Consider the following 26,723-nt stretch of genomic DNA (forward strand, 5'->3'; position numbering starts at 1 on the left):
CGGCGCTCGCTGACGGACCGCAACGGCGCGAAGCGTCGCTGCCGCCCTCGGAGCCGGTCGGCCGCCCTCGCCCGGTGAGGCTTCTCAGGCAGCGTCCGGCGGCACGATGTGCCCGTCGGCCACGCGCACCATGTCCGCACGCGCGCCGAGCTCCGCGAACAGGGCCTCGTCGGCGCCGGTCATCCAGACCTGACCGGGCAGCGCCTCCAGCGCGTCGAACAGGCCCGCCCGGCGGCGGGGGTCGAGATGGGCGGCGACCTCGTCGAGAAGGATGATGGGCGCGAGCCCGCTCATCGCCTGGACGAGACGGGCATGCGCCAGGACGAGGCCGATCAACAGGGCCTTCTGCTCGCCGGTCGAGGCGGTTGCGGCCGGCACGTCCTTCGGGCCGTGGCGCACGGTGAGGTCGGTGGTCTGCGGCCCCGTCAGGGTTCGGCCGGCCGCTCGGTCGCGGTGCCGGCCCTGGCGCAGCGCGAGGCGGAAGCGATCCTCGGCCTCGATGGCGGGCCAGACGGCGACGAGGTCGTCGAGGTCGCCCTCCAGACGCACGCTGGCCCAGGGGAAGGGCTGCGCGTCGTCGCGAGTCTCGGCGATCAGGCGGTCGAGGCGCTCCACGGTCTCGCGGCGGGCGAGCGCCACGGCGACGCCGAGCTCGGCCACTTCGCGCTCGATCGCGTCGAGCCACTGGCCGTCGCCGGGGCGTTCCTCCAACAGACGGTTGCGCGAGCGCAGGGCCCGCTCCATCGCGCTCACCCGGGCGCCGTGGCCGGCATCGACCGCCAGCACCAGCCGGTCGAGGAAGCGCCTTCGGTCGCCCGCCGGCCCGCGAAACAGACCGTCGAGATCCGGGGTCAGCCAGACGATGCGCAGGAACTCGGCGAAGGCGACCGGCGAGTGGACGCCCGCCCCGTCGATCCGGCAGATCCGGCTTGCCCGCGCCTCGTAGGCCGGCGGCTCGTAGCCGGTGCCCAGTCGGTGCTCGGATTCGTCGCGTGCGAGCGTCAGCGACACGGCGAAGCCGCCGGGTCCGCCGACGCGCGCCATCGTGGCGAAATCCGCCCGCCGCAGGCCGCGGCCCGGCGAGAACAGGGAGATCGCCTCAAGCAGGTTGGTCTTGCCCGCGCCGTTCTCGCCGACCAGGGCGACGAAGCGCCGGTCGAGCCGGAGATCGAGGTCGGCGTGATTGCGGAAATCGCGGGCGATCAGGCGGCTGAGGCGCTGGCCGCCATTCGCCACATCGCGCGAACCATCACCTCCGGAGACGATCGGGGAATCTCCCGGCCCGCTCACACTCGCATCGGCATCAGCACGTAGAGCGCCGCCGCGCCGTCGCGGTCCTGGATCACCGTGGGGGAGCCCGGATCGGCGAGCTTGAACAGGGCGGTGTCGCCTTCGAGCTGGCCCGTGATGTCGAGAAGGTAGCGGGCGTTGAAGCCGATATCGAGGCTCGCCGCCTCGTAATCGACGTCGAGCTCTTCCGTCGCGCTGCCGGAATCCGGGTTGTTCACGGAGAGCGCGAGGCGGCCCTCCTGCAGCCCGAGCTTCACGGCCCGGCCCCGCTCGGAGGAGATCGTCGAAACGCGGTCGACCGCCTTGGCGAAGGGCTCGCGCTCCACTGTCAGGCGCTTGTCGTTGCCCGTCGGGATGACGCGCTGGTAATCGGGGAAGGTGCCGTCGATGAGCTTCGAGATCAGGACGACCCCGCTCGCGAACTGGAGCCGGATCTTGGCCGGCGACAGCTCGATCTCGACGCTCTCGCCGCCGTCGTCGACGAGCTTCTGGATCTCGGCCACCGCCTTGCGGGGCACGATGATGCCGGGCATGCCGCGGCTGCCCTCCGGCGCCTCCATCTCGACGCGGGCGAGGCGGTGGCCGTCGGTGGCGACCGCCCGCATCTTGAGGCTGCCCTCGGCCTCCAGCGTGTGCAGGTAGATGCCGTTGAGGTAGTAGCGCGTCTCCTCCGTCGAGATCGCGAACTGCGTCTTGTCGATGAGGCGCTTGAGGTCGGCGGCGGCGAGCGTGAAGCGGTGGGGAAGCTCGCCCGCGGCGAGATCGGGGAAGTCGCCCTCGGGCAGGGCGCCGAGGGAGAAGCGCGAGCGGCCGGAGCGGATCGTCATCTGGCCGGAATCCGACCCCGTCTCGAGCGAGACCTGGGCTCCGTCCGGCAGCTTGCGGACGATATCGTAGATCACGTGCGCCGGAACGGTGGTGGCGCCGGCATCCACCACGTCGGCCGGCACCGTTTCCGTGACCTCGATGTCGAGGTCGGTCGCCTTCAGCTGCAGGCCGCCCTCGTCCGCGCGCAGGAGAACGTTCGAGAGGATCGGGATCGTGTTCCGCCGCTCGACGACGCGGTGCACGTGGCCGAGCGACCGAAGGAGGGCCGCGCGCTCGACTGTCACTCTCATCGCAATAAACTCTGGTGTTCGAAAAAGCCCTGCCGCGGCCGGCAGCCCGGGTGCTCCGGGACCCTGGCCGGCCAGCTTGGCGAAGGGGCGCGGCGAACGCAAGACGGCGATTCGCGCCGTCCCGGGCTTAGGCCGGGGCGCAAGGGCCCCGGCCGCCGCCTCAATCCTGCAGCATCCGCTTCAGGAGCTCGACCTCGTCGCCGAGTACCGCGTCCTCGCCGATCTGCTTCTCGATCTTGCGCACGGCGTGCAGCACCGTGGTGTGATCGCGCCCGCCGAAGCGGCGGCCGATCTCGGGCAGCGAGCGTAGCGTCAGCACCTTCGAGAGATACATGGCGATCTGGCGCGGCTTCACGACGGCGGCGGTGCGCCGCTCGGACAGGATGTCGGAGCGCGAGACGTTGTAGCGGGAGGCCACCAGCTTCTGGATGTCCTCGATCTTGATGCGCTTCGGCTCGCGGTTCTTCACGAGGTCGCGGATCGCGGTCTCGGCGGTCTCCAGCGTCACGGCGGTGCCGGTCAGCGTGGCGTGGGCGAGGAGCCGGTTCACCGCGCCCTCGAGATCGCGGCCGTTCGCCGTGATCGCCTTGGCGACGTAGGCGGCCACCGTCGGGGAGACCTCGAAATTCGGGTGGCTCGCCCGCACGGCGGCGAGCCGCGCGGCGAGGATCGAGGTGCGCAGCTGCTCGTCGAGATTGCCGATCTCGACCACGAGGCCGCCTGCGAGGCGCGAGCGCACGCGCTCGTCGAGGGCTTCGAGCTCGGTCGGCGGGCGGTCGGAGGCGACGACGACCTGCCGGCCGGCGTCGATCAAGGCGTTGATGGTGTGCCCGAACTCGGCCTGGATCGACTTGCCCTGGATGAACTGCACATCGTCGAGGATGAGGAGGTCGATCGCCCGCAGGCGCTCCTTGAAGGCGAGGGCATTCTGCGTCTTCAGGGCGTTGACGAAGCCGTACATGAAGCGGTCTGCCGTCAGGTAGATCACCCGGCGGCCCGCATCGCGGGCGGCGTGGCCGATGCCGTGCAGCAGGTGCGTCTTGCCGAGGCCGACGCCCGCGTGGAAGTAGAGCGGATTGTAGAGGGCACCCTCGCCGTCGTGCCGGGCGACGCGCTCGGCCGCCGCGTGCGCCAGCGCGTTCGAGCGGCCGACGACGAAGCTCGCGAAGGTGAGGCGCACGTCGAGGGGCGCGCCGTTCAGGTCTGCCGGCTCGCCGCGGACGATGCTCTCGGGCTCGGCGGCCGGCATGGGTGCCGGAGCGGCCGCGCCGGCCGCGTGCAGCCGGGCAAGCGGGCCGCTCGTCGGGTTCGTCTTGGCCACGCCGCCGGCGACCGGGCGGATGGGGGCCGCAGCGCCGCGCACGGAGACCTCGATGCGCGCGACCTCGTCGGCCTCGCTGCGGAAGGTGGTGAGCACGCGGTCCAGGTAGTGGGACTCGATCCAGCTCTTGAGGAAGCGGGTCGGGACCGTCAGGCGGGCCGTGCCGGCGGAGACCTCCTCCAGTTCGAGCCGCGCGAACCAGCTCGCGAAGACATCTTCCCCGAGCTCCGCCCGCAGGCGTCGCTTCACGCGCGACCAAGCGGCGGCGATCTCGTGCCCTCCCGAGCCGTTATCCCCGTTCCCGCCGTCCGCCAAGCTGCCGTCCACACGCATTCTCGCTCTCCTCGCCCAGAGGGCGGAGGACCGCCGTTCGGAGCGTACTCAACACCACGCTTGACGCCCCGCACTCTCGTGCCAGACGCAGATCATCAGCAGAGTCAAGCCCTAGACCGCGGTCTTTTGCCGACAGGGACAGCCTATCAACAATTCGCTACGGTTCTCCTAACAGTGGGACTTACGGGGAAAGGCAAAACCGGCCCCGAACATCGCTCGGCCGAGACGCGCAGAGTCGAGGCACGCGACTGATCTTGCAAACGATTCGGTCCCGGTGCGCGCAAGGGGAGAAGTGTCTGAAATTGCGTTAGCGTTTGTTAAGCTACACTGGAGGCGAAGCAGCCGCAACGAGGCCGATTCCCGAACAGAGTTAACGGAAGGTGCATGAAGCCGGCTTCGAGCGGTCGCGGACGCTCGCGACAGATCGCAGGCGCCGGCCGGGCGGCACAGCACGCGCCGGACGACGGACATGAAAAAGCCCGGCGCGAAGGCCGGGCTCGATCGTCAGCGTTCCGGGGAGGAGCGTGTCAGGCCGCCGGAGCGGCACTCAGCGACTTCACGCGCGCGGCGAGGCGCGAGACCTTCCGGGACGCATTGTTCTTGTGCACGATGCCATGCTGAGCGGCCCGCATGATTTCGGGCTCGGCGCTCCGGAGGGCGGTGAGGGCCGTCTCGGCGTTGCCGGAGGCGATCGCCTCCTCGACCTTGCGGACGAAGGTGCGCATGCGCGAGCGGCGCGAACGGTTGATCGCCGTACGCTTGGCGATCTTGCGGGTCATCTTCTTGGCCGACACGGTGTTGGCCATGGGCATCCTCGTCTGGTCGGGCGGTACCGACCGGCCGGGAGCGGCCGCATGTCGGTCAACGCGTGATGTTGTCAGGCAATGGCGAAGCCGAGGGTTCGCGAAAAGCGCAAGCCCTCGGCGGAGCGGGTCCTATACGCGCACACCCTTGAGTCGTCAACGCGAGCACCGGCTCGGGTGGCTTGATCCCGGAAGCCCCCCTGTCCGATGATCCGAACCTCGCAGCCGACGGAGGTCCAGGGTGGGGCAGAGGTTCAGCGCGGCGAGCGGAACACCCTCGGAGCGCATCGCCCGGTTTCGGCCCGCCTCCGGCATGGAGACGCCGCGCTACGCGGGCGTGGCGAGTTTCATGCGCCTGCCCGTCCTCGCCCCCTCCGCGGCGGCGGGCGAGATCGACATCGGCCTCGTCGGCATACCCTTCGACGGCGCGACCACGAACCGGCCGGGCGCCAGGCTCGGCCCCCGCGCCGTGCGGGAGGCCTCGACGGGCACGCGCCAGTTCAATCCGGCCACGGGCGTCGCGCCCTACGCGCTGGCGGCCTGCGCGGATCTCGGCGACGTGCCCGTCAATCCCCTCGACGCCGCCGATACATGCCGCCGCATCGAGGCATTCCACGGTGGCCTCAGGGCGGGAGGCGTGGTGCCCCTCTCCATCGGCGGAGACCACCTCGTCACCTATCCGATCCTGCGGGCGCTCGCAGATGGCCGCCCCCTTGGCCTCGTGCATATCGACGCGCACAGCGACACGGATGACGGCCAGTACGGCGGGATGCGCCTGACCCACGGCACGCCGTTCCGGCGGGCGGTGGAGGACGGCGTGCTCGACCCGCGCCGCACGGTGCAGATCGGCATCCGCGGCAGCCTCGATGCCGCCGACGAGAGGGACTGGGCCTGTGCCCAGGGCATCCGCATCCTCACCATGGAGGAGACGCTCGCCCGTGGATTGCCGGAGATCGTCGCCGAGGCCCGCGCCATCGTGGGCGAGGGGCCGGCCTATCTGAGCTTCGACATCGATTCCCTCGACCCCGCCTATGCGCCGGGCACCGGCACCCCGGAAATGGGTGGCTTCACCGCTCGCGAGGCCCTCTATCTCGTGCGGGGGATGCAGGGGCTCGATCTCGTCGGCGCCGATCTCGTCGAGGTCGCGCCCCCTCTGGATCCGACGGGCGTGACGGCCCTCGCGGGCGGGACGCTCGCCTTCGAGATCCTGTGCCTCCTGGCGGAGGCGGTGGCGCGGCGGCGCTCGTCCAACTGACCGCGCGCCCCCCCGGGTGTCAGGCCGGAGCGGACCAGCCGCCCGTCCCGGTGAGAAAGGGCGAGGCGTCGAGGAAGGACCAGCGCAGCGGAACCGCGGCAGGGCGCCACCAACCGCGCAACGTGCGAAAGCGCCAGGAGCGGTGCGCCCCCGCGAAGCCGGCGGCCTCCGCCCCGCTCCAATCGATCAACGCCTCGCCCTGAAGCGTGAGGATGTCGCCGCGCTCGAAGTCGATGAAGAGCAGTGAGGCCCGCTTCTCGCCGAGCAGGTTTCCCAGCGTGTTGAAATAGCGGTTGCCGGCAAAATCCGGGATCGTCAGCACGTTTCCTTGGACGCGCACGAAGCCCGGGCGGCCGCCGCGGTGGGAGATGTCCGCCCCACCCGCCGGCCCGATGCCGGCGCGCGCGCGGCTCGCCACGAGGAACGTGTCGGCGCCTTCGATGAGCGCGCGCGCCCTATCGTCGAGCCCGTCGAGCGCTTCGGTCGGGCCGCGGACGCGCGGAACCGCCTCGACGTCGCGCCGCTGGATGTATTTCGGGCAGTTCCCGAAGCTCTGCGCGATCGAGACCGTGAAACCGGCGGAATCGATCGCGGCGATCGACCCGTTCGCCCGGTTGCGCCGGCGCGTCGCGAGATCCAGGCCGAGAAGCCCGATCTCGGCTCCGCGCCGGAGCGCGGGCGCGGCGGGGTCGTCGGCGGGGGGCAGGGCCGAGACGCGCAGGGTGACCGGATCCTCCGCGGAAACGAAGCCGGGAGGTCCTGAAAGGAGCGTGGCCACCGGGGCCCCCGTGTGGTCGACGAGGCCGACGAAGAGGTAGGGCAGGCCGGCGAAGAAGCCGCGGTGCTGCTCGGGCATGAAGGCGCGGATGGCCGGCGTGTCGCCGATCACGCCGTCGCCGAGGGCCTGCGCGGCCACCTCGTCGGCGTGGAAGCTGGGTGTATCCATCGCGCCCTCACGCGGCGGTGGGGAGGGGCGAGCGCGGCATGGGCACGAAGCCCGGCAGTGCCTCGATGCGGCCGAGCCAGGCCCGGATCGCCGGGTAGGGCTCCAGCGAGACGCCACCCTCCGGCGCATGGGCGACGTAGGAGTAGCAGGCGATGTCCGCGATCGTCGGGTGCGCGGCGGCGAGGAAGGCGCGACGACCGAGATGTGCCTCCATGAAGCTGAGGATGCGCGCAGCCGTCGCCTCCACGGTACCGCGGTCGGCCTGCGCGCGGAACAGGATCATCAGCCGGGCGAGGGCCGGCCCGAAGCGGATCTCGCCGGCGGCGATGGAAAGCCAGCGCTGAACCTGCGCGGCCGTCTCCGCCGCGTCCGGCAGCCAGTCGCTGCCAGGGGCATAGCGCCGGGCGAGGTAGACGAGGATGGCGTTGCTGTCCGCGATGACGACATCTCCGTCGACGAGCACGGGGATCTGCCCGAGCGGGTTGAGGCGCCGGAAGGGCTCGCTCGCCCGCACGTCGCCGGGACTCTCGACAAAGCGGTAGGGCCGGCCGAGCAGCGACAGGAACAGCTCGGCCCGGTGCGAGTGGCCCGAGAGGCGCAAGCCGTGGAGCGTCAGGGTCGGTTGGGACATGGCGGGTCTCCCGTGGAACGCCTCCACCATATTCTTGCGTCTCCCTACCGAAATCCGTCAGGATCGAAGGACAGACTTTCAGTTTTCGGAACGATCGCGTGGACCGGCTCGACGAATTGGCGATCTTCGTCGCGATCGTGGACCAGGGCAGCCTCGCTGCCGCGGCGCGCCGGCTCCGGCGCTCGGCGCCGGCCGTCACCCGTGCGCTGGCGGGGCTCGAAGATCGGGCCGGGGTCCGGCTGATCGAACGGACGACGCGCCGCCTCGCGCCAACCGAGGCCGGACGGCTGCTCGCGGAGCGCGCGCGGAGTCTGATCGCCGATTATGAGGCCGCGATGTCGGGCCTCTCCGAGGTGCCGGTCCGGGGCCTGCTGCGCGTCACCGCGCCGATCCAGTTCGGCCGCCTGCACGTGGCGCCGATCGTGGCGAGCTTCCTCGACGCGCATCCGGAGACGCAGGTCGAACTCGTCCTCGCCGACCGCAACCTCGACCTGATCGAGGACGGGCTCGACGTCGCGGTCCGGATCGACCACCTCGCTGATTCGAGTCTCGCGGTGCGCCGGGTCGGCGCTGTCAGGCGCGTGCTCGTGGCGAGCCCCGCCTATCTGGCGGCGCGCGGCATTCCGGAGAGCCCGGCCGACCTCGCCGGGCACGACACCATCTTCGGCTCGCCCCGCACGGATGTCCGGGAATGGCGCTTCGGGGCGGACGGGGCGGGCACCGTGGTCCGGCTCGCGCCGCGGCTCCTCGTCAACGAGATCGAGGCGCAGCTCATCGCCGTCCGGGCCGGACGCGGCATCGCGCGGGTCCTGTCCTATCAGGTCGCCGAGGAGGTGGCGGCGGGCCGCCTCGTCCGCCTGCTGAAGGGGCACGAGCCGCCGCCGATCCCGGTCCAGCTCGTCGCGCGGGGAGGCGCCCACCGCCCGCCCAAGATCGCGGCCTTCCTCGATCACGCCGCCGAGCGCCTGCGGCGCCTCCCCGTGATCCGCGAGGAGGCATAGCTCGCGCCCTACTCAGGGGGCGGTCAGCATCCGTGCGAAGACCTCGACGAGGCGGCGCGCCACCTCGTCCTTGTCGAGCGTCGGCCAGGTCTCGACCGAGCCGTCGCGGGAGACGAGATGGACGGTGTTGCGCTGCCCGCCCATCACGCCGCCCGCAGGCGAGACGTCGTTCGCCACGATGAGGTCGCAGCCCTTCCGGGCGATCTTGGCGCGCGCGTAATCCACGACCGTGTCGGTCTCGGCCGCGAAGCCGACGACGAGGCCCGGGCGGCCCTCCTGACGCTGCGCGACCGTCGCGAGGATATCCGGGTTCTCGACGAGCCCGAGCGGGGCGGGCGCGGCGCCGTCCTTCTTGATCTTCGCGTCCCGGGCCTCGGCGGGCCGGAAATCGGCGACAGCTGCGGTGAAGACCGCGAGATCGGCGGGCAGCGCTCCCTCGACGGCGGCCAGCATCTCCCGGGCGGTCTCCACCCGGACGACGTGCACGCCCTCCGGGTCGGGGATCGCGACCGGCCCTGAGACGAGGGTCACGGCAGCGCCCGCGGCCGCGGCCGCGGCGGCGATCGCGTGGCCCTGGCGGCCGGAGGAGCGGTTGGCGATGTAGCGCACCGGATCGATCGGCTCGTGGGTCGGACCCGAGGTCACGAGGACCCGCCGGCCGGCCAGCGGGCCCGCCGGCCGGCGCCCGGCCAAGAATCCGAACCCGCCGCCGTCTCCTACGGCCGCGGCAAGCATCGCCTCGACAGCCTCGACGATCTCGCCGGGCTCGGCCATCCGGCCCGGCCCGTGCTCGGCCTCGGCCATCGGGCCCTCGTTCGGGCCGACGACGCGAACGCCGTCGCCGGTGAGCGTCGCGAGATTGCGGCGAGTGGCCGGGTGCTGCCACATCCGGACGTTCATGGCGGGCGCGATCAGGATCGGCAGCGTCGTCGCGAGCAGGACCGTCGAGGCGAGATCGGGCGCGAGGCCGCCGGCCATGCGGCCCATCAGGTTGGCGGTGGCGGGCGCCACCACGACGGCGTCGGCGTCGCGGGCGAGCTTGATGTGGCCGATATCGGCCTCGTCCGCCCGGTCGAACAGGTCCGTGTGCGCCCGCTCCCCGGCGAGCGCGGCCGCGGCCAGCGGCGTCACGAATTCCTGCGCCCCCTTGGTGAGGAGCGGGCGAACGGACGCGCCGCGCTCGCGCAGACGCCGGATCAGGTCGAGGGATTTGTAGGCCGCGATCCCCCCGCCGATGACGAGGAGGATGCGGCGGTGCCGCAGGGGCCGGTCCGAGGGCTGTTCCGATGAACGTTCCATGGGACGAGCTTACCGGAAGGCCATGACCAGCGCACCGATGGCGATGCCCCAGAGCGCCAGCGTCGACCAGAGCGCCCGACGCTTCTCCTGCCGGGCGAAGGCCTCGAGGCGCTGCGCGTCTCCGGTTCCGGCCTCGTCGAGGCGGATCAGGATGCGCTTGAGGCGTTGCGACAGGTCGGGCACGTCGCCCACGACATCGGCGATGGTGAGCACCGCGCGGCCCGCACTCTCGATGCGGCCGATCGGCCCGAGGTTGCGGGCGATCCAGCTCCGCACCACAGGCTCGGCGCCGGTCCACATGTCGAGCTGCGGATCGAGGGAGCGGGCGACGCCCTCGACGACCACCATGGTCTTCTGCAGCATCACGAGCTCGGTGCGCGTGCTCATGTCGAAGAGGGCGGTCACGTCGAAGAGCAGCGTCAGCACCTTCGCCATCGAGATCTCGTCGGCCCGGCGCTGATGGATCGGCTCGCCGATGGCGCGGATCGCCTGCGCGAAATCGTCGACGGAATGGTGGGCCGGCACGTAGCCGGCCTCGAAATGAACCTGCGCCACGCGCTTGTAGTCGCGCAGGATGAAGCCGAGCAGGATCTCGGCGAGGAAGCGCCGCTCCTTCAGCCCGAGCCGCCCCATGATGCCGAAATCGACGGCGGTCAGGCGCCCCTCGGCATCCACGAACAGGTTTCCGGGGTGCATGTCGGCATGGAAGAATCCATCCCGGATCGCTTGGCGCAGGAAGGACTGGATCACCGTGCGGCCGAGCGCCCGCAGATCGTGGCCGGCCGCGATGAGGGTCGCGTGGTCGTGGAGCCGCGCTCCCTCGATCCACTCGCTCGTCAGCACGTCCCGGGCGGTCAGTTCCCATTCCGGCTTCGGCACCCGGAAATCCGCATCGTCCGCGGTGTTCTGGGCGAGCTCGGACATCGCGGCCGCCTCGAGCCGGAAATCCATCTCCATCATCACCGAGCGGGCCAGGATCTCGACCACTTCCCGCGGGCGCAGGCGCTCGGCCTGGGGCGAGAGGGCGTGCACGACGCGGGCCATGAAGCGCATCGCCTGGAGGTCGCGCTGGAAGCGCTCGCGCACGCCCGGCCGCATCACCTTGACGGCGAGGTTGCGCTGCGTGCCGTCCGCGTCGATCACCGTCGCCTTGTGCACCTGCGCGATCGAGGCCGCCGCGATCGGCTCGCTGAACGAGGCGAAGACCTCGCGGAGCGGCCGCCCGAACGAGGTCTCGACGACGCGGATGGATTGCCCCTGCGGGAAGGGGGGAACGCGGTCCTGCAGCTTCTCCAGGTCGATCGCGGCGGCCATGCCGACGATGTCGGGCCGCGTCGCCAGGAACTGCCCGAACTTCACGTAGGAGGGGCCGAGACGCGTGAGCGCCGCCGAGAGGCGGGCAGCCCCTTCACCGAGGCCCGGCCGCTCCAGCATGCGGCCGACCCTGAGGGCGAGGCGCAGGTGCGGGGGCAGTTGCGAGGGGTCCATGAAGGCGAGCCCGCCCTCGCGGGCCAGGACGAATCCCACATGCGCGCCGCGCACGAGATGGAAGACGGCGCCGATCACGAGAGCCGGGGCTCCCGACGGGTCGGTGTCTCGGCGACCGCCATCAGGAGACTTTCCAGCCCGAATGGATCGCCACGATGCCGCCCGACAGGGAGCGGTGCGTGACGTGGCGCAGGCCGGCCGCCTCGATCATGCCGGCGAAGGCGCCGGGGGAGGGGAAGCGGCGGATCGACTCGACGAGGTAGCGGTAGGATTCGGCATCGCCCGCGACCCGAGCGCCGATCCGCGGGATCACGTGGAAGGAGTAGGCGTCGTAGATCCGGTCGAGGACCGGCATGTCCACCTTCGAGAATTCGAGGCAGAGGAAGCGGCCGCCCGGCCGCAGCACCCGGCGCGCCTCGCTGAGCGCGGCCTCGATGCGCGGCACGTTCCGGATGCCGAACGCGATCGTGTAGGCGTCGAACGCGGAATCGGGCAGCGGCAGAGTCTCGGCATTGCCGGTCACGAAATCGATGCGGCCCCGAAAGCGCTCGCCGGCCCGCTCGGCCCCGACCCGCAGCATGGCCTCGTTGATGTCGAGGACGGTCACCTGCGTCTGCGGGCCGCCGGCCTCGAGCGACCGGAACGCGATGTCGCCGGTCCCGCCCGCCACGTCGAGATGGCGGAAGGGCCTGGCCTTGGGCGGGCGCAGCATCGCGATGAGCTGCGCCTTCCAGGCGCGGTGCAGGCCCCCCGACATCAGGTCGTTCATCAGGTCGTAGCGCTTCGCGACCGAGCGGAACACGTCGTCGACGCGCCCCTGCTTCTCGCCGAGCGCCACCCGCTCGAACCCGAAATCCGTCGTCCCGTCGCCGGACGGCCGCTCGTCGTGACGCATGGCACCTACCCTTCGCCCGCCTCCATAGCGAAGCGAGGGGGAAACCGCCATGCGTCGAAACCCGCACCGCGACAGCGGGGACAGGCCGGACAAATCAGGGTCTCGGGTCAGAAAGTGCTCACATTACTGGGTCGGCGAGACATAATTTCTTCCAAACCCATCGAAGATCTCGGACTTGCAGGGTGAGCGCGAATGTTTCACACTGCGAATGCTGCAGAGTCGATCCCGCCTGTCAGACGACGTCTTCGATGTCCATCGCTTTCCGGACGCGCTCCCCGGGCGCCCTGCTCGCGCAGATCGAGCGGGCGGTCGCGGATGGGCTGATCCTCGAATGGATTCGAGAGGAGGGCGGCTTCACCCACGGCACGCATCGCTGGCAGAGCCGGGCTTTTCTGGTGCCGCGCCTGTGCCCCGGCGAACTCGTCTTCCACATCGTGCGCGGCGAGCGGGAGCCGGTCTCCAGCGGGGTCTACGCGTTCTATCACGCGAGCTTCATCGAGTGCCTGCTCACCCATTGCGACGGGGCCTTCGCGGAGGCCTGCGCCTCCGCGCAGCCGATGCCGGGCGACCGGGTTTCCTGACGCGCGGCGTCGCAGCGGGATTGCTCGGCGAGCGCAGCAGGCCGATATCCGGGCTCCGTTCCGCCACCGCAACGCACCCGAGCGCATGCCCGAACTTCCCGAGGTCGAGACCGTCCGCCGCGGGCTTCAGCCCGCCATGGTCGGGGCGCGGTTCTCCCGCGTCACCCTGCGGCGGCCGAACCTGCGCTTCCCCTTCCCCGAGCGCTTCGTCGAGCGCCTGGAAGGCCGCCGGGTCACGGACCTCGCGCGCCGGGCGAAGTACCTGACGGCACCTCTCGATTCCGGCGAGACGCTGATCATGCATCTCGGCATGAGCGGTCGCTTCGACGTGGCTCTGCCGGACGGGCGCAACCTCTCGCCGGGAGACTTCTACCTGGAGGGCGCGCTCGGCACGCCCAAGCACGACCACGTCGTGATGGCGATGGAGACGGGTGCCACCGTCACCTACAACGACGTGCGCCGCTTCGGCTTCATGGATCTCGTTCCGACCGAGACCCTCGCCGCCTCACGGCACTTCTCCGGCATGGGGATCGAGCCCTTGAGCGAGGCGCTGACGGGCGAGGCGGTGGCACGCCTGTTCCGCCACCGGATCACGCCCCTGAAGAGTGCGCTCCTCGATCAACGCCTGATCGCGGGGCTCGGCAACATCTACGTGTGCGAGGCCCTGCACCGGGCGGGCCTCCACCCCGAGGCGCCGGCGGGAAGCCTCGTCACGAAGGGGGGCCAGCCGACGGCGAAGGCGCGGCGTCTCGCCGAGGTGATCCGCGAGGTCCTGACGGAGGCGGTCGCGGCCGGCGGCTCGACGCTGCGCGACTACGCCCATACGGACGGCAGCGCCGGCGCCTTCCAGAACGCCTTCCGGGTCTACGACCGGGTCGGGGAGCCCTGCACCTCGCCCGGCTGCCGCGGCGTGATCGGCCGGATCGTGCAGTCCGGGCGCTCGACCTTCTTCTGCGCCGGCTGCCAGCCCGTCCCGACCGGCCGCGCGAGGGCCTGAGCGCGGCAAAGTGAGCGCCGCCACGGCAATTTTGCCATAAAGCGGGCTAGGGTCGCCCCTTCCGCGGTCTCCTGACACGCGCGCCCAACCGTGCCATCCTGATCGCGCCGCTCCGGTGGCGCCGTTCCCGGCCGGAGACCGGGCAGGGGTCAGGAAGCGCGAGCCCGAGCAGGATTTCGATGTTCTTCCGCAGACGCAAGCCGCCCGCTCCGACGCCGGCCATCTCCGACGAGCCGGCCCTGCCGAACCGCCTCTCGCCGCGCTCGCCCGGGGAGGCGATCAAGCCCACGGCCGCCCTTCCGCCCCCGGAGGAGCCGGAGCGCGAGCGTGGCGGCCTGCTCGCGACGATCAGCGGCCTGCTGACTTTCGCGGTGGTCCTCGCCATCGGCGCGATGATCGGCCTGACGCTGGTGCAGCGGCAGATCAACGAGCCCGGCCCCCTCGCCAACGACAAGGTGGTGGTAATTCCCTCCCGCAGCGGGACGGGCGAGATCGCGGAAATCCTGCAGCGCGAGGGCGTGATCGCCCATACCGGCCTGTTCGAGATCGCCGCCCGCTTCGGCGGCCGGCCGCCGCTCAAGGCCGGCGAGTACAGCTTCAAGGCCCATGCCACGATCAGCGACGCCCTCGACGTCGTCACCTCGGGGCGCCAGGTCCAGCACGCGATCACCTTCCCCGAGGGCCTGACCAGCGAGCAGATCGTCGCGCGGCTCAACGAGAACGACGTGCTCGCGGGCGAGGTCAGCGAGATCCCGGGCGAGGGCTCGCTCCTGCCCGATACCTACAAGTTCGAGCGGGGCGCCACCCGGCAGCAGATCGTCAACCTGATGCGCGCGAAGCAGAAGGAGGTGCTGAACCAGATCTGGCAGCGCCGGAACACCGAGGTTCCCGTGCGGACGCCTGCCGAGATGGTCACCCTCGCCTCGATCGTCGAGAAGGAAACGGGGCGCGCCGACGAGCGGCCGCGGGTCGCCGGCGTCTTCGTCAACCGCCTGAACAAGCGCATGAAGCTGCAATCCGACCCGACCATCGTCTACGGCCTTGTGGGCGGGCGCGGCACGCTGGGGCGCGGCATCCAGCGCTCCGAGATCGAGCGGGCGACGCCCTACAACACCTACGTGATCGAGGGTCTGCCGCCGGGCCCGATCGCCAATCCGGGCCGCGCCGCGCTCGAGGCGGTGGCCAACCCCTCGCGGACCAAGGACCTCTTCTTCGTGGCGGACGGCACGGGCGGCCACGCCTTCGCGGACAGCCTGGAGGGCCACCAGAAGAACGTCGCCCGCTGGCGGGCGGTGGAGAAGAGCCGTCAATCGCCGACGCCGGACGCGGGTGGCGTCGACAAGGCCGAGCCGCCGCTCGACCCGGGCGCGGTGCCCGGCCGCGCCTCCGCCTTCGCGCCGCCGACGAACTCGGCGCTGGCGCTCGACGGGGCGAACGCGGCGGGCCCGCGCTCCCGCGCCTTCGACGCGTCCGAGGGCACGAAGCTCGACCCGCTGAAGAACAAGACCTTCGACCTGAATTCGGCGAAATCCGTGCCGGTGCTGAAGCAGCCGCACTGACCGACGGGGCTCGCGGGGCGCGGGCCGCACCATGACAGCGGGGGCTCAGTCGACGACATGATCGCCAGCATGACCGGGTTCGCACGGGCCGCGGGCGCGACCGGCCCCGTGCATTGGGCCTGGGAGGTCCGCAGCGTGAATGGGCGCGGGCTCGAGGTGCGGGTCCGCGTTCCGAACGGTGCCGAGGCCGCGGGCGAGGTCGCCCGCACCGCCCTGCAGAAGACCCTGACCCGCGGCCAGTGCCAGCTCTCCCTCTCTCTGACGAAGCCCGAGACGGCGGCGCGGGTGCGGGTGAACGAGGCGCTCCTCGCGGCTTTGGCGGAGGCGGTCGCGCGGGTGCCGGTGCCGGAGGGCATCGCGCCGGCGACGATGGACGGGCTGCTCGGGGTGCGCGGCGTCATCGAGAGCGAGGAGGCGGAGAGCGTGGAGACCGAGTCGCTCGCCCGCGACCTCGCGGAGGGCGTGGTGCGGCTCGTGGCCGACCTCGTCGAGGCGCGCCGGGCCGAGGGGCGCGCTCTTCAAGAGATCATCAATGGACACCTCGGCACGTTGATCGCGATCATCCAGGCCGCGGAGGAGTGTCCGGCCCGCAAGCCCGATGCCGTGCGCGCGAAGCTCGCCGCGAGCGTCGCCAGCCTGACCGAGGCGGGCACCGGACTCGACCCGGACAGGCTCCACCAGGAGGCGGTGCTCCTCGCCGCCAAGGCCGACGTGCGGGAGGAGCTCGACCGGCTCCGCGCCCACCTCGCCTCGGCCGCGGAGCTGATCGCGGGCGGGGGCGCGATCGGCCGGCGCCTCGACTTCCTGGCGCAGGAGCTCGGCCGCGAGGCGAACACCCTGTGCGCCAAGGCCAACGACATCACCCTGTCGCGGATCGGACTCGACTTGAAGGCCGTGGTGGAGCAATTCCGCGAGCAGGTTCAGAACGTCGAGTAGGGTGCGTCGGGGCATGATGCGAGCCAGCGGGCAGGTCGAGATGGGGAGCGGGCGCCGATGAGCGCGGGGGCGTCGGGGGGCCGGCCCGGATCGCAGGGCGAAGCCGAGGGCCGGATCGGCCGGCGGGGCCTGATCCTGATCCTGTCCTCGCCGTCGGGCGCGGGGAAGACCACGCTGACGCGGGCCATCGCGCAGGACGGCGGCTGGGGGCTCGAACTCTCGATCTCGGTGACGACGCGGCCGCGCCGCCCCTCCGAGATCGAGGGCAAGCATTACCGCTTCATCGACCGTGAGGCGTTCGACAGCCTGCGCGCCCGGGACGACCTGCTCGAATGGGCGGAGGTGCACGGCAATTTCTACGGCACGCCGCGTCGGCCGGTGGAGAAGGTCCTGGCCGAGGGCCGGGACATGATCTTCGACATCGACTACCAGGGCACGCGGCAGGTCCGCTCGAAGCTCTCGGACGACGTCGTCACCGTCTTCATCCTGCCACCCAGCATGGCGGAGCTGCGCCAGCGCCTGGAGCGGCGGGCGGAGGATTCGCCCGCCACGATCGAGAAGCGGCTCGCCAATGCCCGCGTCGAGATCCAGCGCTGGAGCGAGTACGATTACGTCATCGTCAACGACGACCTCCAGAACGCCTTCACCTCGCTCCAGGGCATCCTGACGGCCGAGCGCCTGAAGCGGACCCGCCGCACGGGGCTCGGCGCCTTCGTCGACGATCTCCTGAGCGAGAGCGAGGCGCGGTAGGGCGGCCGAGCCGGGCCGCGTTTCCCGCCCCTTCCGGAGCCGGCGCCTCGATATCGTGAGATCCTGACGCGCGTCTTCCTCGGGAAGAGCGCGGAGCTACGCGGCCGCGCTCGCGACGGGCCGGCACAGCCAGACCCGCATCGCCTCGAAGGTAGCGTTGGCCGCCCGCGAGGCGGCCTTCGCCTCCGCCTCACCGGTCAGCGCGTCGAGACGGGCGCGGAAGCTCGCCCAGAGCGCGCCGACCCGCGCACCCCGGCCCCGGTAATAGGCGCAGCCCGCGATCTCATCGAACCCGTGAAGCGCCGCGATGCGGCGGCCGATCACCTGTCCGCCGAGGGTCGAACCTTCGAGCACGTAGAGCGAGCCGAGCGCCGAGGCCGTGCCGTCGAGGCCGGGCGGCGCGGCTTGAGGCAGGCTCTCGATGGAGACGGCGTCGAGGCCGAGATGGAGCAGGTCCGCGGCGAGCGGGTCGAGCCGGCGCCGCTCGTCGAGGAAGCCCGGATCGCCGAGCGCCTCCGCGATCGCGGGCTCGTAGGCCGCGTGGAAGCCGTGGAAGCGGGCGAGGAGGTTGCGGTAGCCGGGGAGCGTCGCGACGCGCGCCTCCCAGTCGAGGTCGCGCTCCAGCGCCTCGTGCGCCGCCGCGGTCTCCGCCCGCAGGCGCGCGTGCAGGCCGCTTCCGGCGCTCACGCGGTGATCGTGAAGCAGGCGCCGGGCGTGTTGGCGACCTCGATGCGGGCGTTGATCTGATCGAGCATCGCCCGGATCATCTTCATGCCGAGCCCCGTCCCCTGGGGCCTCGCCTCGGCCCAGCCCTCGGGCATGCCGCCGCCGTCGTCGCAGACCTTGAGCCGGACCCCACCCCCGGCGGAAGAGGAGACGCTCACCTCGACGCGGCCGCCCCCAGTCGGTCCCGCGGCGTATTTGAACGCGTTGGTGACCAGTTCGGTGGCGATCAGCGAGAGGGCCACCGCCTTGCGGTAGGGCACCATCACGCCGGATTCCGCCACGAGTTCGACCGCGTGGCCGTCGCCCGCCATGCCGGCGAGATCGCTGCACAGGTTCTCGATGGTCTGGCCGAGATCGACCTCCTCGACGCTCTCGGCCTGATAGAGGCTGTCGTGCACCCGGGCGACGCTCATCACCCGCGCGGAGGTCTCCGCGAAGGCCTGGCGGGCATCCGGGTCGGCGATCTGCCGGCGCTGCATCTGCAGGAAGGCGGAGACGATCTGGAGCGAGTTCTTGACGCGGTGATCGATCTCCCGGGTCAGTATGTCCTTCTGCGTGAGGAGCTTCTCCTTGTCGGCGAGGAGGCCGGTCAGCTCGTCGATCTTCCGGCGCTGGCGCAGCACCACGCCCTCGACGGCCTGCGCGAGGGACTGGGCCAGGGAGACTTGCCAGTCGGCGAAGGGCGTGGCGAAGCCCGTCCGTTCCTCGACCCAGCGCTCGAAGGAGCGCCGGGGCAGCACCGCGACGGGGCCGCTGCCGGGGAGGACGGGCTTGCGGGGGTCGCCCCCCCAGGTCACCGTGCTCGGCACTTCCGGACGGAACCAGAGCAGCAGGTGCTCCCGCGCCGGGTCGACGAAGGCGGCGAGCAGCCCGCTCGCGATCTCGCGATAGGCGGCGGCCGGCTGGAATTCGGCGGAGAAGGCGCTGGACGCGTAGGAGGAGGCCTCCGCGGGCAGGTGCTCCCTCAGCCAGACGGCGAGGTCCCGGACCTCGGCCTCGGCCGGGGTCTTGCCGATGAGGGTGACGCCGCCCGCCGAGACGACGCCCGCGCCGGTCGCCCCGAAGAGGTCGAGCAGGGTCATCGTGCCCGACGTCAGCGCGCCGACGAAATCGTCGGAGCGGGTCAGCTCGCGCACGAGGCGGCCTTCGGTGTCGAGATGCGCCTGCTGTTCCGCCCAGAGACGCCGCCCCTCGATCTCCTGCACCCGCATGGCGAAGGCGTCGGTGATCACGGTCGCCGCGGCGCGCGTCTCCGGCGCCACGTAATGCGGCTGCCGGTGATGCCCGATCATCAGGCCCCAGAGCTTGCCCTCGACCATGATCGAGATTGACATCGATCCGTTCACGCCGAGATTGCGCTGATATTCCAGATGGATCGGCGAGAGCGTGCGGTGCTGGGCGAAGGTGAGGTCGATCGGCCCGTTCCCGGCGGGCGGCGCGGCGACGAGGGGGACCGGCACGCTGTCGCGGTCGATCACGAAGCGGCTCTTCGCCTTGGTGTAGAGCGCCCGGGCCTGGGCGGGGATGTCGGAGGCCGGGAAGCGCAGGCCGAGCAGGGTGCGCGACCAGTCCGCCACCTTGTCCTCGGCGATGGCCTCGCCGTTCCAGTCGGCATCGAAGCGGTAGACGAGGACGCACTCGAAGCCGGTCAGCGCGCGCACCTCCAGGGCGGCGATGCGGGCGACCGTTCCGAGCGTCTCGGCACTGCGCAGGCGCGCCACGGAGAGTTCCGTGTCGGTCTGCGTCGCGACGGCGAAATCCTCCGGCAGTTCCGGAGCCATCTCCATCTCGACGATCACGCGGCCGAGATGGGCATGGGCCACGGCGAAGTAGGCGTTCGCGGTCTGGCCCCGGCCGGGCAGCCGGATCGTGCGGCGGATCGAGCGCCCGTCGTCGAGGGTGCCGGAGGCGAGGCGCGCGCGGATCACGTCGACGAACGAGCGGGGCAGGACAGCGTCGAGGCGGCGGCCGCTCAGGGTGCGGCCGTCGTCGGGCAGCGTCTCGTGCACGTTCACGCTGTGCGCGAGGATCACCAGATCCGCGGCATCGGCGGCGATCATCACGGCGTTCGGCTGGATCGAACCCGGGATGTGGATCGGCTCGCGCTCGCACAGGCTCGGGTCGACCGGCTCGGCGCGGGCCCGATTGCCCAGGGCGGCGATCACCGCCTCGCGCCGCTCGCCCGCGCCGACCGCCTGCAGCGGCGTCAGCGTCATCCAGTAATGGTCGCGTCCCTGGCGCATCTCGACGCGGACACGCAAGGGTTGCGGCACGCGGCCGAACACGAACTCGAAGCTCTCGTCGAGCCGCCCGCGGCGGATGCCCGACAGGAAGCGCCCGTGAAAGCTCGGAAGGTTGGTAGCCGGCGCCACCTCGCGGAAATAGTGATGGCCGATCACCGCCGAGGCCGACAGGCCGCTGAACGCGCTCGCCGCATCGTTGTAGGCGACGATCACGCCCGAGCGGTCGAGCCCGATCACCCCGATATCGAGGTCATCGAGCCCGTCGGGCCCGAGCGAATCGAGATCGATGGGGCCGCCGGCAGGATCGTTCAGCGGCATCGGTGACGGGCAATCCTCATGTGCCCAACGGTATGAACGGGCGTTCCGCCGAGTGCAATCCTCGGGGGCGCGATCTCCGGATTGGATGGATGTTGATGCACGTTAACGTTGCCGCAGCTTCCGCTCAGCGAGCGACTGCCCGCGCGATCTCGGCCAGAGCCGTCTCCAGACCCTCCTCCAGGGTCGGGTGGTAGAAGGGGCGGTCGCGCAGTTCGGCGGCGCTCAGGCCCTGCTGGACGGCGAGGGCGAGGTATTGGGACAGGTGCTCGACGCCCGGCCCCAGCATCTCGCCGCCGAGCAGCCGGCCGCCCCGGTCGGCCCAGATCCGCAGGCCGCCCGAGTTCTTTCCCTCGATGCGAGCCCGGCCCTGATCGCAGAAGCTCATGGCGCCGGTGATGCGCGCGCCCGCCGCGTCGGCCTCATAGGGCGCGCCGACCAGGGCGGCCTGCGGGTGCGTGAAGACCATGGCGAGGTTCACCCAGGGCTCCGGCGCGGCGAGCGGCCGGCCGGCCGCGAGGGCGGCGGCATTCTCGCCCGCGATGCGGCCCTGGCGCGCCGCCTCGTGCAGGATCGGACGGATGCCGTTCGCGTCGCCGGCGATGAGGACCGGGGCGCCCTCGCACAGGAGGGTGCGCGGATCGAAGCGCGGCATGCCCTTCTCGCCGAGGGAGAGGCCCGCGGCGTCGAGACCGAGACCCGACAGGTTCGAGGGGCGCCCGGCGGCGGCCAGGATCCGATCGAAGCGGCCTTCGTGGCGCTCGCCGTCCTTCGCCTTCCAGGCGACCCGCACGCCCTCGCCCTCGCGGGCGGCCTCCACGATCTCCGTGCCGAGATGAAGGCTCATGCCGGCGCCGAAGACGGCGTTGGCCGCCTCGACGAGATCGGGGTGGGACAGGCCGGCGAGTGCGGTCCCGGCATCGAACACGTCAATCTCGACGCCGAGGCGCGCCATCGCCTGGGCGATCTCGATCCCGACGGGGCCGCCGCCGAGGACGGCGAGCGAGCGCGGCAGATCCTCGATCTCGAAGAGGGTGTCGGTGGTGAGCACGCGGTCGCCGAGGTCCCGGAGCGGCTCGGGGATCGCGGGGCTCGACCCCGTGGCGACGATGGCGGCGCGGAAGCCGAGGCGGGTGTCCTCGTTGACACGAAGCGTGCCCGCATCCTCGAACCGGGCGCGGCCGGACAGGCGCGCGTCCTCGGGCAGATCGTCGAGCCCGTCGCGGACCAGGGCGACGAAGCGGTCGCGCTCGGACCGGAGGCGGTGCAGCACCGCCCGTCCGTCGACCCGGATCTCGGGCACGTCGAGGCCGAACAGCCCGGCCTCGCGGGCGCCCTGCGCCGCCGCGCCCGCAGCGATGAGGAGCTTCGAGGGCATGCAGCCGACGCGCGCACAGGTGGTGCCGCCGGGCCCGGCCTCGACCAGGACGGCGCGGGCACCGGCCCTGCGCGCCGCCGCGTGGGCGGCGATGCCCGCCGTCCCGGCCCCGATCACCGCCACGTCGCACGCGATCTCACGCATCGAACCGACTTCCCTTCCGCGCCACGCCGCGCCCGGTGCTCAGCTGCCCATCGTCAGGACGGCACCGCCGTCGATGCGCAGGTTCTCGCCGGTGATGAAGCTCGCCTGTTCCGAGCACAGGAAGGCGACCGCCGCGGCGACCTCCTCGGCGCGGCCGCGCCGCTTCGCGACGATGCCGGGGCGCTTCTCGCCGAGGAAGGACTCGATCGCCTCGTCGAAGGAGACGCCGAGTTCCTTCGCGCGCTTCTCCATCATCGCATCGGTCATCGGCGTGGCGACAAAGGCGGGCGCCACCGAGTTCACGAGCACGCCGTCCGGCCCGTAGGCCTTGGAGAGGCCTTTGGTGAGGTTCATCAGGCCGGCCTTGGCCGCGCAATAGGGCAGTTCCTCGACGTAGGGCTGCACGGCATCCTCGGAGGTGAACAGGACGACGCGGCCCCAGCCGGCCTCGCGCATGCCGGGAATGAAGGCGCGGGCGACGCGCACGGCCACCATCAGGTCGGCCTGGATCGTCTCCAGCCAATCCTCGTCGCTGAGTTCGAGGAAGTCGCCCGTGGCGCCGGTGATGCCGGCCGCATTCACGAGGATCGTGGGCTTGCGCCCGAAGGCGGTGTCGGCGAAGGCCTTCAGGGTCTCGACGCCCGCCATGCCGCTGAGATCGGCCGCGACCGCGCGCACCTCGCCGAGGCTCGCGAGTTCCTGGGCCGCCGCCTGCACCTTGTCCTCGTCGACGTCGGTGAGGACGATCTTCACGCCCTCGCGGAGGAGGTACTCCGCGCTCTTCCTGCCCATGCCCGAATCGCCGCCGGTGACGACGGCGACGCGTCCGCTGATCCCGAGATCCATCGCGATGCTCCTGCTGCCCGGAAATGGCCGTCGGCTCCACTCCGGTGGGACATCGCGGCGCCGCTCAAGGCGGCCCAGACCCCTTCCCGAAAGTCCCCCGATCGGACGATCGCCGGCCAACACCGGCGCGCCGGTATCGTTCCGCCGCCGCGCGCCTCTGCGGCAACGTGGCGGGGGGACGTCCCCGGCCGCCGCGCATCAGTTTCGACTCGGGGTCGGGCCCGCCGGGACCTGCGTGCTCGCCTGCTTCTCCGGGTTGCGGACCTGACTGTAGGCCACGTTGCCGAAGCTGCCGATCACCGCGTGCCAGGGGGCGTCGGCGTAGAAATTCGTGTCCTTGGCGACCTTGCAGAAGGTGGCGGTGAGGCCGTTCACGATCTCGTCGTCGCTCGCCCCCGCGGCCTCCGCCTTCAGCTTCGGTACGAGGGTGGAGAGACGCGGCACGAACTCGTCCTGCTTCAGGTTTCGCAGGGCGTCCGCCACGCCGTTCGCCGCGATGACCTTGGCGAGCGCCTCGTTGCCGACCTCCGAACAGGGGGCGTTGCCGGCCAGCATCGTCTGGATCCTGCCGCGCGCCTGCGAGACGATGCCCCGGTCTTCGATGACGGGGGCGGCATTGCCCCAGGAATTGCGGACGTAGTCGGTCACGTCGGCGATCTGCTGGTCGGTCATGCCCTGGCCGACGGCCGGCATCGAGGCGTAGCCGCTCTGGGCCGCGAGGCCCCCCAGCACGACGTTGATCACGGTCTGCGGGCCGGCGGACTGGACCGAGGTGTTGCCGGCCAGCGCCGGAATCGCGCCCTCGACGCCCTTGCCGTCCGGCTTGTGGCAGGAGGAGCAGTAGCTGAGATAGACCGAAGCGCCCGGCGCGTTCGGCTGGTTGAAGGCCTGCAGATCCTTGACCTTGTAGGTCTCCTTCGCCTGCTGCGTCCGCAGGTAGGCGACCATCGCCTTGAGGTCGGCATCCGTCAGCTTGCTCAGCGATTCCTCGATCGTCTGGCGCATGGGGCCGGCCGCCACGCCCGGCTTGTTGCCGGGCGCGGCCCCGGTCTTGAGGTAGGTCACCACCTGCTCGTCGCTCCACGAGCCGATGCCCTGGTGGTCGTCGGGGGTGATGTTGGGCGCGTACCAGCCGTCGATGACGCCGCCGCCGAGCTTGCCGGCGAGCCCGCTGTTGCCGACGATCTTATTCTCGTTGTGGCACATGCCGCAGTGCCCGAGCCCCTCCACGAGGTAGCCGCCGCGGTTCACCTCGGCGCTGGCGTTCGGGTCCGGCTTGAACTCGCCCGCCGTGAAGAAGGCCGTGCGCCACGTGATGAGCGCCGTGCGGACGTTGAAGGGGAAGGGAATCTCGCTCGCCTTGCGCGGGTTGCTCACCGGCTCCAGCGATTGCAGGTAGGCGTAGATCGCCTTCACGTCGTCGCGCGTCACCTTCGTGTACCAGGCGAAGGGGAAGGCGGGGTAGAGATAGGACCCGTCCTTGCCGATGCCGTCGTGGAAGGCGCGGTAGAACTCCTCCTCCGTCCAGTTGCCGAGGCCCGTCTCCTTGTCGGGCGTCAGGTTGGGGGTCATGATCTTCCCGATCGGCGTGTTCAGCGCGTAATTGCCCGCGAACTTCTTGCCGTCCGGCCCGGTGTGGCAGGCCACGCAATCGCCGGCCGTGACCAAGTACTCGCCCCGCTTCACGAGATCGGCATCCGCCGCCTGCGCCAGGGATGGGGACGGTGAGATCACCGCGCCCGCTATAAATCCGGAAGTTGCAGCAAGTGCGAGAATGCTACGCATAATGCTTGACCTCCGGCGGCTGAGGCGGGATCTAGACTTGATCAGGGCGGATTTCCGCGTTGAACGCGGCCTGATCGGCGCAAGTTCCTGGCTCACGAAATCGTGCCGTGCGACCAAAAGGACGCCGCTCGCGAAGCCGAAGGGCGAGATCGCCGAGATGGGCGACGAGGGCGAGGGCGAGGCAGGCGGCGATCTGCCACCATGCTGCCCCGGTCAGGCCCGCGCGCAGGGCGAGCATCAGGGCGGCGCCCGAGCCGAGATTGCACAGGATGGCGGGGGGCGCCGGGCCGCGGCCGGTGCGAGCCCGGTAGGCGAGGAGCGCCAGGGCCTCCAGAGCCACCAGGGCGAGGATGAGATCGACGATGCGCCCGCTCGTCACCCACTCCGCCATCTCATGCCCTCCCGAACGGGCCGTTCAGGCGCACGATCGCGAGGTTGAGGCAGGCGGCGATGCCGACCCAGCCGAGATAGGGCAGGAGCAGGAGTGCCGCCTTGAGGGAGAGCGGCAGCGAGACGAGGATGAGCGTGAGGATCGACAGCCAGAGGAGGGCGATGTCGAGGAGCGCCCAATCCGGCCGCTCGGCCCGGAAGAACAGCCCGCTCCAGGCGATGTTGAGGACGGCGTTCACGGCGTAGGCGGCGAGCAGGATTGCGCGGGTCGAGACGTCGGCGGCGGCGCTCCACGCGAGGGCGGCGGAGACCGTGATCATCGCGAAGATCACGGCCCAGACCGGGCCGAAGGCCCAGTCCGGCGGTCTCCAGGCCGGGCGTCGCAGGGCGCGGCTGCGCGGCCCCACGGCGGTCAGGAGGCCGCCGGCCAGGGCGACGGCGAGGGCCGCAGCGCCCGCGACGAGGTAGGTCGCCCCATCCGGCCCCGCCCGCGTCACGGCGAGACCCAGCGGAACAGATGCGCGAGGTCCTTGAAGAAGATGCGCGCGTGGGCGGCGGGCTTGGCGCGGACCAGCTCCTTGTTCATGTAGGAATCCCAGGTCAGCTGCTGCACGTCCTTGTCGCGGCAGATCGAGACGAAGCGCTCGCGCAGACCGTCGTTCCGGTACCAGACCCACTGCATGATCCGCAGGATCAGGAAGACGCGCCCGTGCAGCTTCATGAAGCGGCGGCGCGCCGAGGCGAGGTCCCGGGCCTCGCCGGTTCGCAGGAACGAATCCGCCGCCTCCGCCGCTAGGCGCCCGCCGAGCATCGCGTAGTAGATGCCCTCGCCCGAGGCCGGGGCGACGATGCCGGCGGCGTCCCCGGTGAGCAGCACGTCCCGGCCGTTGTCCCAGCGCTTCAGGGGCTTCAGGGGGATCGGCGCGCCCTCCCGGCGCAGGGTCACGCCCGAATCGAGCCCGGTCGCGGCGCGCAGGGAGCGGATGGCGCCGCGCAGCGAGAAGCCCTTGTGCGCCGAGCCCGTGCCGATGCTGATCGTGTCGCCGTGCGGGAAGATCCAGGCGTAGAAATCCGGCGAGAGCTTGCCCTGGTAGAACACGTCGCAGCGGCTGCCCTCGTAATCGCCGCCGCTCTCCGGGGGCCGGACGATCTCGTGATAGGCGAAGACCTGCCGCATCCCGGCATGTCCCGGGATCTCGGCGCGGCCGACCGGCGAGGTCGCACCGTCGGCCCCGATGACGAGGCGGGCGCGCACGCGGGCCTCGACGCCGGCCGCGCGGTAATGCACGGTCGCCTGCCCGTCCTCACGCGTGATGCGCTCGAAGGTGCCGGTGCGGTGCTCGGCGCCCGCGAGGCTCGCGCGCCGCCGCAGCCAGGGGTCGAAATGCTCCCGGTCGACCATGCCGACGAAGCCGTCGCCCACCGGCATGTCCACCCGCTTCTCGGCCGGCGAGATCATCCGCGCGGAGCGGATGCGGGCGACGATGAGATCGTCGGGAATCGCGAAGTCGCGGATCAGCCGCGGCGGGATGGCGCCGCCGCAGGGCTTGATGCGCCCGCCCCGGTCGAGGAGCAGGACGCGCCGGCCCGCCCGCGCGAGGTCGGTCGCCGCCGTCGCCCCCGCCGGCCCGCCGCCGACCACCACCACGTCGCAGGTCTCTGGCTCGGCCGGCTCGGTCATGGCGGGACTCCT

Annotated in this window: 24 protein-coding genes; 7 read left to right on the plus strand and 17 right to left on the minus strand. The window is 71.4% G+C overall.

What is annotated here, in order from left to right; translation table 11 throughout:
• Window positions 1-84: 84 nt before the first annotated feature.
• The 4 genes from recF to rpsT form a co-directional block, all read right to left on the minus strand.
• A complete protein-coding gene (recF, locus tag J2X36_RS05090; protein ID WP_405029732.1) occupies window positions 85-1,266 on the minus strand; it encodes a DNA replication/repair protein RecF in 1,182 nt (393 codons plus the stop codon).
• Between the two features lie 20 nt (window positions 1,267-1,286).
• Entirely contained in the window at window positions 1,287-2,408 is a 1,122-nt protein-coding gene (gene dnaN, locus J2X36_RS05095) for a DNA polymerase III subunit beta (RefSeq protein ID WP_132254152.1), read from the minus strand.
• A gap of 160 nt (window positions 2,409-2,568) precedes the next feature.
• Window positions 2,569-4,062, minus strand: coding sequence for a chromosomal replication initiator protein DnaA (gene dnaA, locus J2X36_RS05100; protein WP_310346985.1), 1,494 nt, complete (start codon window positions 4,060-4,062; stop codon window positions 2,569-2,571).
• Window positions 4,063-4,589: 527 nt separating this feature from the next.
• On the minus strand, window positions 4,590-4,868 hold the full coding sequence (gene rpsT, locus J2X36_RS05105; protein ID WP_132254157.1) for a 30S ribosomal protein S20: 279 nt from the start codon (window positions 4,866-4,868) through the stop codon (window positions 4,590-4,592).
• A 310-nt stretch (window positions 4,869-5,178) separates the two neighbouring features.
• On the opposite strand from rpsT, the gene speB reads away from it, so the two are divergent.
• Window positions 5,179-6,120 carry an agmatinase gene (speB, locus tag J2X36_RS05110; protein WP_310347197.1) on the plus strand — a complete coding sequence of 314 codons (942 nt, stop codon included), beginning with the start codon at window positions 5,179-5,181 and terminating at the stop codon, window positions 6,118-6,120.
• A 19-nt stretch (window positions 6,121-6,139) separates the two neighbouring features.
• Here speB and J2X36_RS05115 read toward each other — a convergent pair whose 3' ends face one another.
• A complete protein-coding gene (locus tag J2X36_RS05115) occupies window positions 6,140-7,066 on the minus strand; it encodes a pyridoxamine 5'-phosphate oxidase family protein (protein WP_310346989.1) in 927 nt (308 codons plus the stop codon).
• 7 nt (window positions 7,067-7,073) lie between these two features.
• Window positions 7,074-7,697, minus strand: coding sequence for a glutathione S-transferase (locus J2X36_RS05120; protein WP_310346993.1), 624 nt, complete (start codon window positions 7,695-7,697; stop codon window positions 7,074-7,076).
• Between the two features lie 98 nt (window positions 7,698-7,795).
• Here J2X36_RS05120 and J2X36_RS05125 point away from each other — a divergent pair, with 98 nt between their 5' ends.
• Entirely contained in the window at window positions 7,796-8,698 is a 903-nt protein-coding gene (locus J2X36_RS05125) for a LysR family transcriptional regulator (RefSeq protein ID WP_310346997.1), read from the plus strand.
• Window positions 8,699-8,710: 12 nt separating this feature from the next.
• Here the strand turns inward: J2X36_RS05125 and coaBC are convergent, their stop codons facing one another.
• From coaBC to ubiE, 3 genes are read right to left on the minus strand one after another with little or no spacing between them, the layout of a single operon-like run.
• Window positions 8,711-9,997, minus strand: coding sequence for a bifunctional phosphopantothenoylcysteine decarboxylase/phosphopantothenate--cysteine ligase CoaBC (gene coaBC, locus J2X36_RS05130; protein ID WP_310346999.1), 1,287 nt, complete (start codon window positions 9,995-9,997; stop codon window positions 8,711-8,713).
• Between the two features lie 9 nt (window positions 9,998-10,006).
• Entirely contained in the window at window positions 10,007-11,563 is a 1,557-nt protein-coding gene (gene ubiB / locus J2X36_RS05135) for a 2-polyprenylphenol 6-hydroxylase (protein WP_310347002.1), read from the minus strand.
• A 43-nt stretch (window positions 11,564-11,606) separates the two neighbouring features.
• Window positions 11,607-12,380: a bifunctional demethylmenaquinone methyltransferase/2-methoxy-6-polyprenyl-1,4-benzoquinol methylase UbiE gene (gene ubiE / locus J2X36_RS05140; protein WP_310347005.1), complete on the minus strand. Its 774-nt coding sequence runs from the start codon at window positions 12,378-12,380 to the stop codon at window positions 11,607-11,609.
• 248 nt (window positions 12,381-12,628) lie between these two features.
• Between ubiE and J2X36_RS05145 the strand changes: the two genes are divergently transcribed.
• The 5 genes from J2X36_RS05145 (at window position 12,629) to gmk (ending at window position 17,203) form a co-directional block, all read left to right on the plus strand.
• Complete coding sequence (locus J2X36_RS05145; RefSeq protein ID WP_132254174.1) at window positions 12,629-12,961, plus strand: hypothetical protein; 333 nt, start codon at window positions 12,629-12,631, stop codon at window positions 12,959-12,961.
• Window positions 12,962-13,046: 85 nt separating this feature from the next.
• On the plus strand, window positions 13,047-13,958 hold the full coding sequence (gene mutM, locus J2X36_RS05150; protein ID WP_132254176.1) for a bifunctional DNA-formamidopyrimidine glycosylase/DNA-(apurinic or apyrimidinic site) lyase: 912 nt from the start codon (window positions 13,047-13,049) through the stop codon (window positions 13,956-13,958).
• Window positions 13,959-14,137: 179 nt separating this feature from the next.
• On the plus strand, window positions 14,138-15,517 hold the full coding sequence (gene mltG / locus J2X36_RS05155; RefSeq protein ID WP_132254178.1) for an endolytic transglycosylase MltG: 1,380 nt from the start codon (window positions 14,138-14,140) through the stop codon (window positions 15,515-15,517).
• A 69-nt stretch (window positions 15,518-15,586) separates the two neighbouring features.
• Window positions 15,587-16,453 (plus strand): YicC/YloC family endoribonuclease, encoded by an 867-nt coding sequence (locus J2X36_RS05160; RefSeq protein ID WP_310347012.1) that lies wholly within the window; start codon window positions 15,587-15,589, stop codon window positions 16,451-16,453.
• Window positions 16,454-16,510: 57 nt separating this feature from the next.
• The gene (gene gmk / locus J2X36_RS05165) at window positions 16,511-17,203 is read left to right on the plus strand and encodes a guanylate kinase (protein WP_310347016.1); all 693 of its coding nucleotides are present in this window, start codon (window positions 16,511-16,513) and stop codon (window positions 17,201-17,203) included.
• Between the two features lie 96 nt (window positions 17,204-17,299).
• On the opposite strand, the gene J2X36_RS05170 is transcribed toward gmk, so the two are convergent.
• The 8 genes from J2X36_RS05170 to J2X36_RS05205 all read right to left on the minus strand — a co-directional run bounded on the left by J2X36_RS05170 (window position 17,300) and on the right by J2X36_RS05205 (window position 26,711).
• Window positions 17,300-17,890, minus strand: coding sequence for a biliverdin-producing heme oxygenase (locus J2X36_RS05170; protein ID WP_310347019.1), 591 nt, complete (start codon window positions 17,888-17,890; stop codon window positions 17,300-17,302).
• The gene (locus J2X36_RS05175) at window positions 17,887-20,490 is read right to left on the minus strand and encodes a histidine kinase dimerization/phosphoacceptor domain -containing protein (RefSeq protein WP_310347022.1); all 2,604 of its coding nucleotides are present in this window, start codon (window positions 20,488-20,490) and stop codon (window positions 17,887-17,889) included. Before J2X36_RS05175 ends, J2X36_RS05170 begins: the two co-directional genes overlap by 4 nt.
• Before the next feature lie 124 nt (window positions 20,491-20,614).
• Window positions 20,615-22,009, minus strand: coding sequence for a dihydrolipoyl dehydrogenase (locus tag J2X36_RS05180; protein ID WP_310347026.1), 1,395 nt, complete (start codon window positions 22,007-22,009; stop codon window positions 20,615-20,617).
• 39 nt (window positions 22,010-22,048) lie between these two features.
• On the minus strand, window positions 22,049-22,855 hold the full coding sequence (locus J2X36_RS05185) for an SDR family oxidoreductase (protein ID WP_310347028.1): 807 nt from the start codon (window positions 22,853-22,855) through the stop codon (window positions 22,049-22,051).
• A 198-nt stretch (window positions 22,856-23,053) separates the two neighbouring features.
• Window positions 23,054-24,640, minus strand: coding sequence for a c-type cytochrome (locus J2X36_RS05190; RefSeq protein ID WP_310347031.1), 1,587 nt, complete (start codon window positions 24,638-24,640; stop codon window positions 23,054-23,056).
• 31 nt (window positions 24,641-24,671) lie between these two features.
• Window positions 24,672-25,031, minus strand: a complete 360-nt coding sequence (locus J2X36_RS05195; RefSeq protein ID WP_245516581.1) for a hypothetical protein — start codon at window positions 25,029-25,031, stop codon at window positions 24,672-24,674.
• Window position 25,032: 1 nt separating this feature from the next.
• The gene (locus J2X36_RS05200; RefSeq protein ID WP_310347036.1) at window positions 25,033-25,527 is read right to left on the minus strand and encodes a TspO/MBR family protein; all 495 of its coding nucleotides are present in this window, start codon (window positions 25,525-25,527) and stop codon (window positions 25,033-25,035) included.
• Entirely contained in the window at window positions 25,524-26,711 is a 1,188-nt protein-coding gene (locus tag J2X36_RS05205; protein WP_310347039.1) for a geranylgeranyl diphosphate reductase, read from the minus strand. The genes J2X36_RS05200 and J2X36_RS05205 overlap by 4 nt, the downstream gene beginning before the upstream one ends.
• Window positions 26,712-26,723: the final 12 nt, after the last annotated feature.

Origin of the sequence: Methylobacterium sp. BE186, from assembly GCF_031457035.1 — a bacterium.
Lineage (GTDB): Bacteria > Pseudomonadota > Alphaproteobacteria > Rhizobiales > Beijerinckiaceae > Methylobacterium > Methylobacterium segetis.

Bases quoted from the DNA above. Each gene is read 5' to 3' on its own strand.
- J2X36_RS05190 (WP_310347031.1), bottom strand. From the start codon at position 24,640: ATGCGTAGCATTCTCGCACTTGCTGCAACTTCCGGATTTATAGCGGGC.
- J2X36_RS05145 (WP_132254174.1), top strand. From the start codon at position 12,629: ATGTCCATCGCTTTCCGGACGCGCTCCCCGGGCGCCCTGCTCGCGCAG.
- J2X36_RS05195 (WP_245516581.1), bottom strand. From the start codon at position 25,031: ATGGCGGAGTGGGTGACGAGCGGGCGCATCGTCGATCTCATCCTCGCC.
- J2X36_RS05115 (WP_310346989.1), bottom strand. From the start codon at position 7,066: ATGGATACACCCAGCTTCCACGCCGACGAGGTGGCCGCGCAGGCCCTC.
- rpsT (WP_132254157.1), bottom strand. From the start codon at position 4,868: ATGGCCAACACCGTGTCGGCCAAGAAGATGACCCGCAAGATCGCCAAG.
- speB (WP_310347197.1), top strand. From the start codon at position 5,179: ATGGAGACGCCGCGCTACGCGGGCGTGGCGAGTTTCATGCGCCTGCCC.
- mltG (WP_132254178.1), top strand. From the start codon at position 14,138: ATGTTCTTCCGCAGACGCAAGCCGCCCGCTCCGACGCCGGCCATCTCC.
- dnaA (WP_310346985.1), bottom strand. From the start codon at position 4,062: ATGCGTGTGGACGGCAGCTTGGCGGACGGCGGGAACGGGGATAACGGC.
- gmk (WP_310347016.1), top strand. From the start codon at position 16,511: ATGAGCGCGGGGGCGTCGGGGGGCCGGCCCGGATCGCAGGGCGAAGCC.
- J2X36_RS05185 (WP_310347028.1), bottom strand. From the start codon at position 22,855: ATGGATCTCGGGATCAGCGGACGCGTCGCCGTCGTCACCGGCGGCGAT.
- coaBC (WP_310346999.1), bottom strand. From the start codon at position 9,997: ATGGAACGTTCATCGGAACAGCCCTCGGACCGGCCCCTGCGGCACCGC.
- J2X36_RS05205 (WP_310347039.1), bottom strand. From the start codon at position 26,711: ATGACCGAGCCGGCCGAGCCAGAGACCTGCGACGTGGTGGTGGTCGGC.
- mutM (WP_132254176.1), top strand. From the start codon at position 13,047: ATGCCCGAACTTCCCGAGGTCGAGACCGTCCGCCGCGGGCTTCAGCCC.
- J2X36_RS05180 (WP_310347026.1), bottom strand. From the start codon at position 22,009: ATGCGTGAGATCGCGTGCGACGTGGCGGTGATCGGGGCCGGGACGGCG.
- ubiE (WP_310347005.1), bottom strand. From the start codon at position 12,380: ATGCGTCACGACGAGCGGCCGTCCGGCGACGGGACGACGGATTTCGGG.
- J2X36_RS05175 (WP_310347022.1), bottom strand. From the start codon at position 20,490: ATGCCGCTGAACGATCCTGCCGGCGGCCCCATCGATCTCGATTCGCTC.
- J2X36_RS05160 (WP_310347012.1), top strand. From the start codon at position 15,587: ATGACCGGGTTCGCACGGGCCGCGGGCGCGACCGGCCCCGTGCATTGG.
- dnaN (WP_132254152.1), bottom strand. From the start codon at position 2,408: ATGAGAGTGACAGTCGAGCGCGCGGCCCTCCTTCGGTCGCTCGGCCAC.
- J2X36_RS05120 (WP_310346993.1), bottom strand. From the start codon at position 7,697: ATGTCCCAACCGACCCTGACGCTCCACGGCTTGCGCCTCTCGGGCCAC.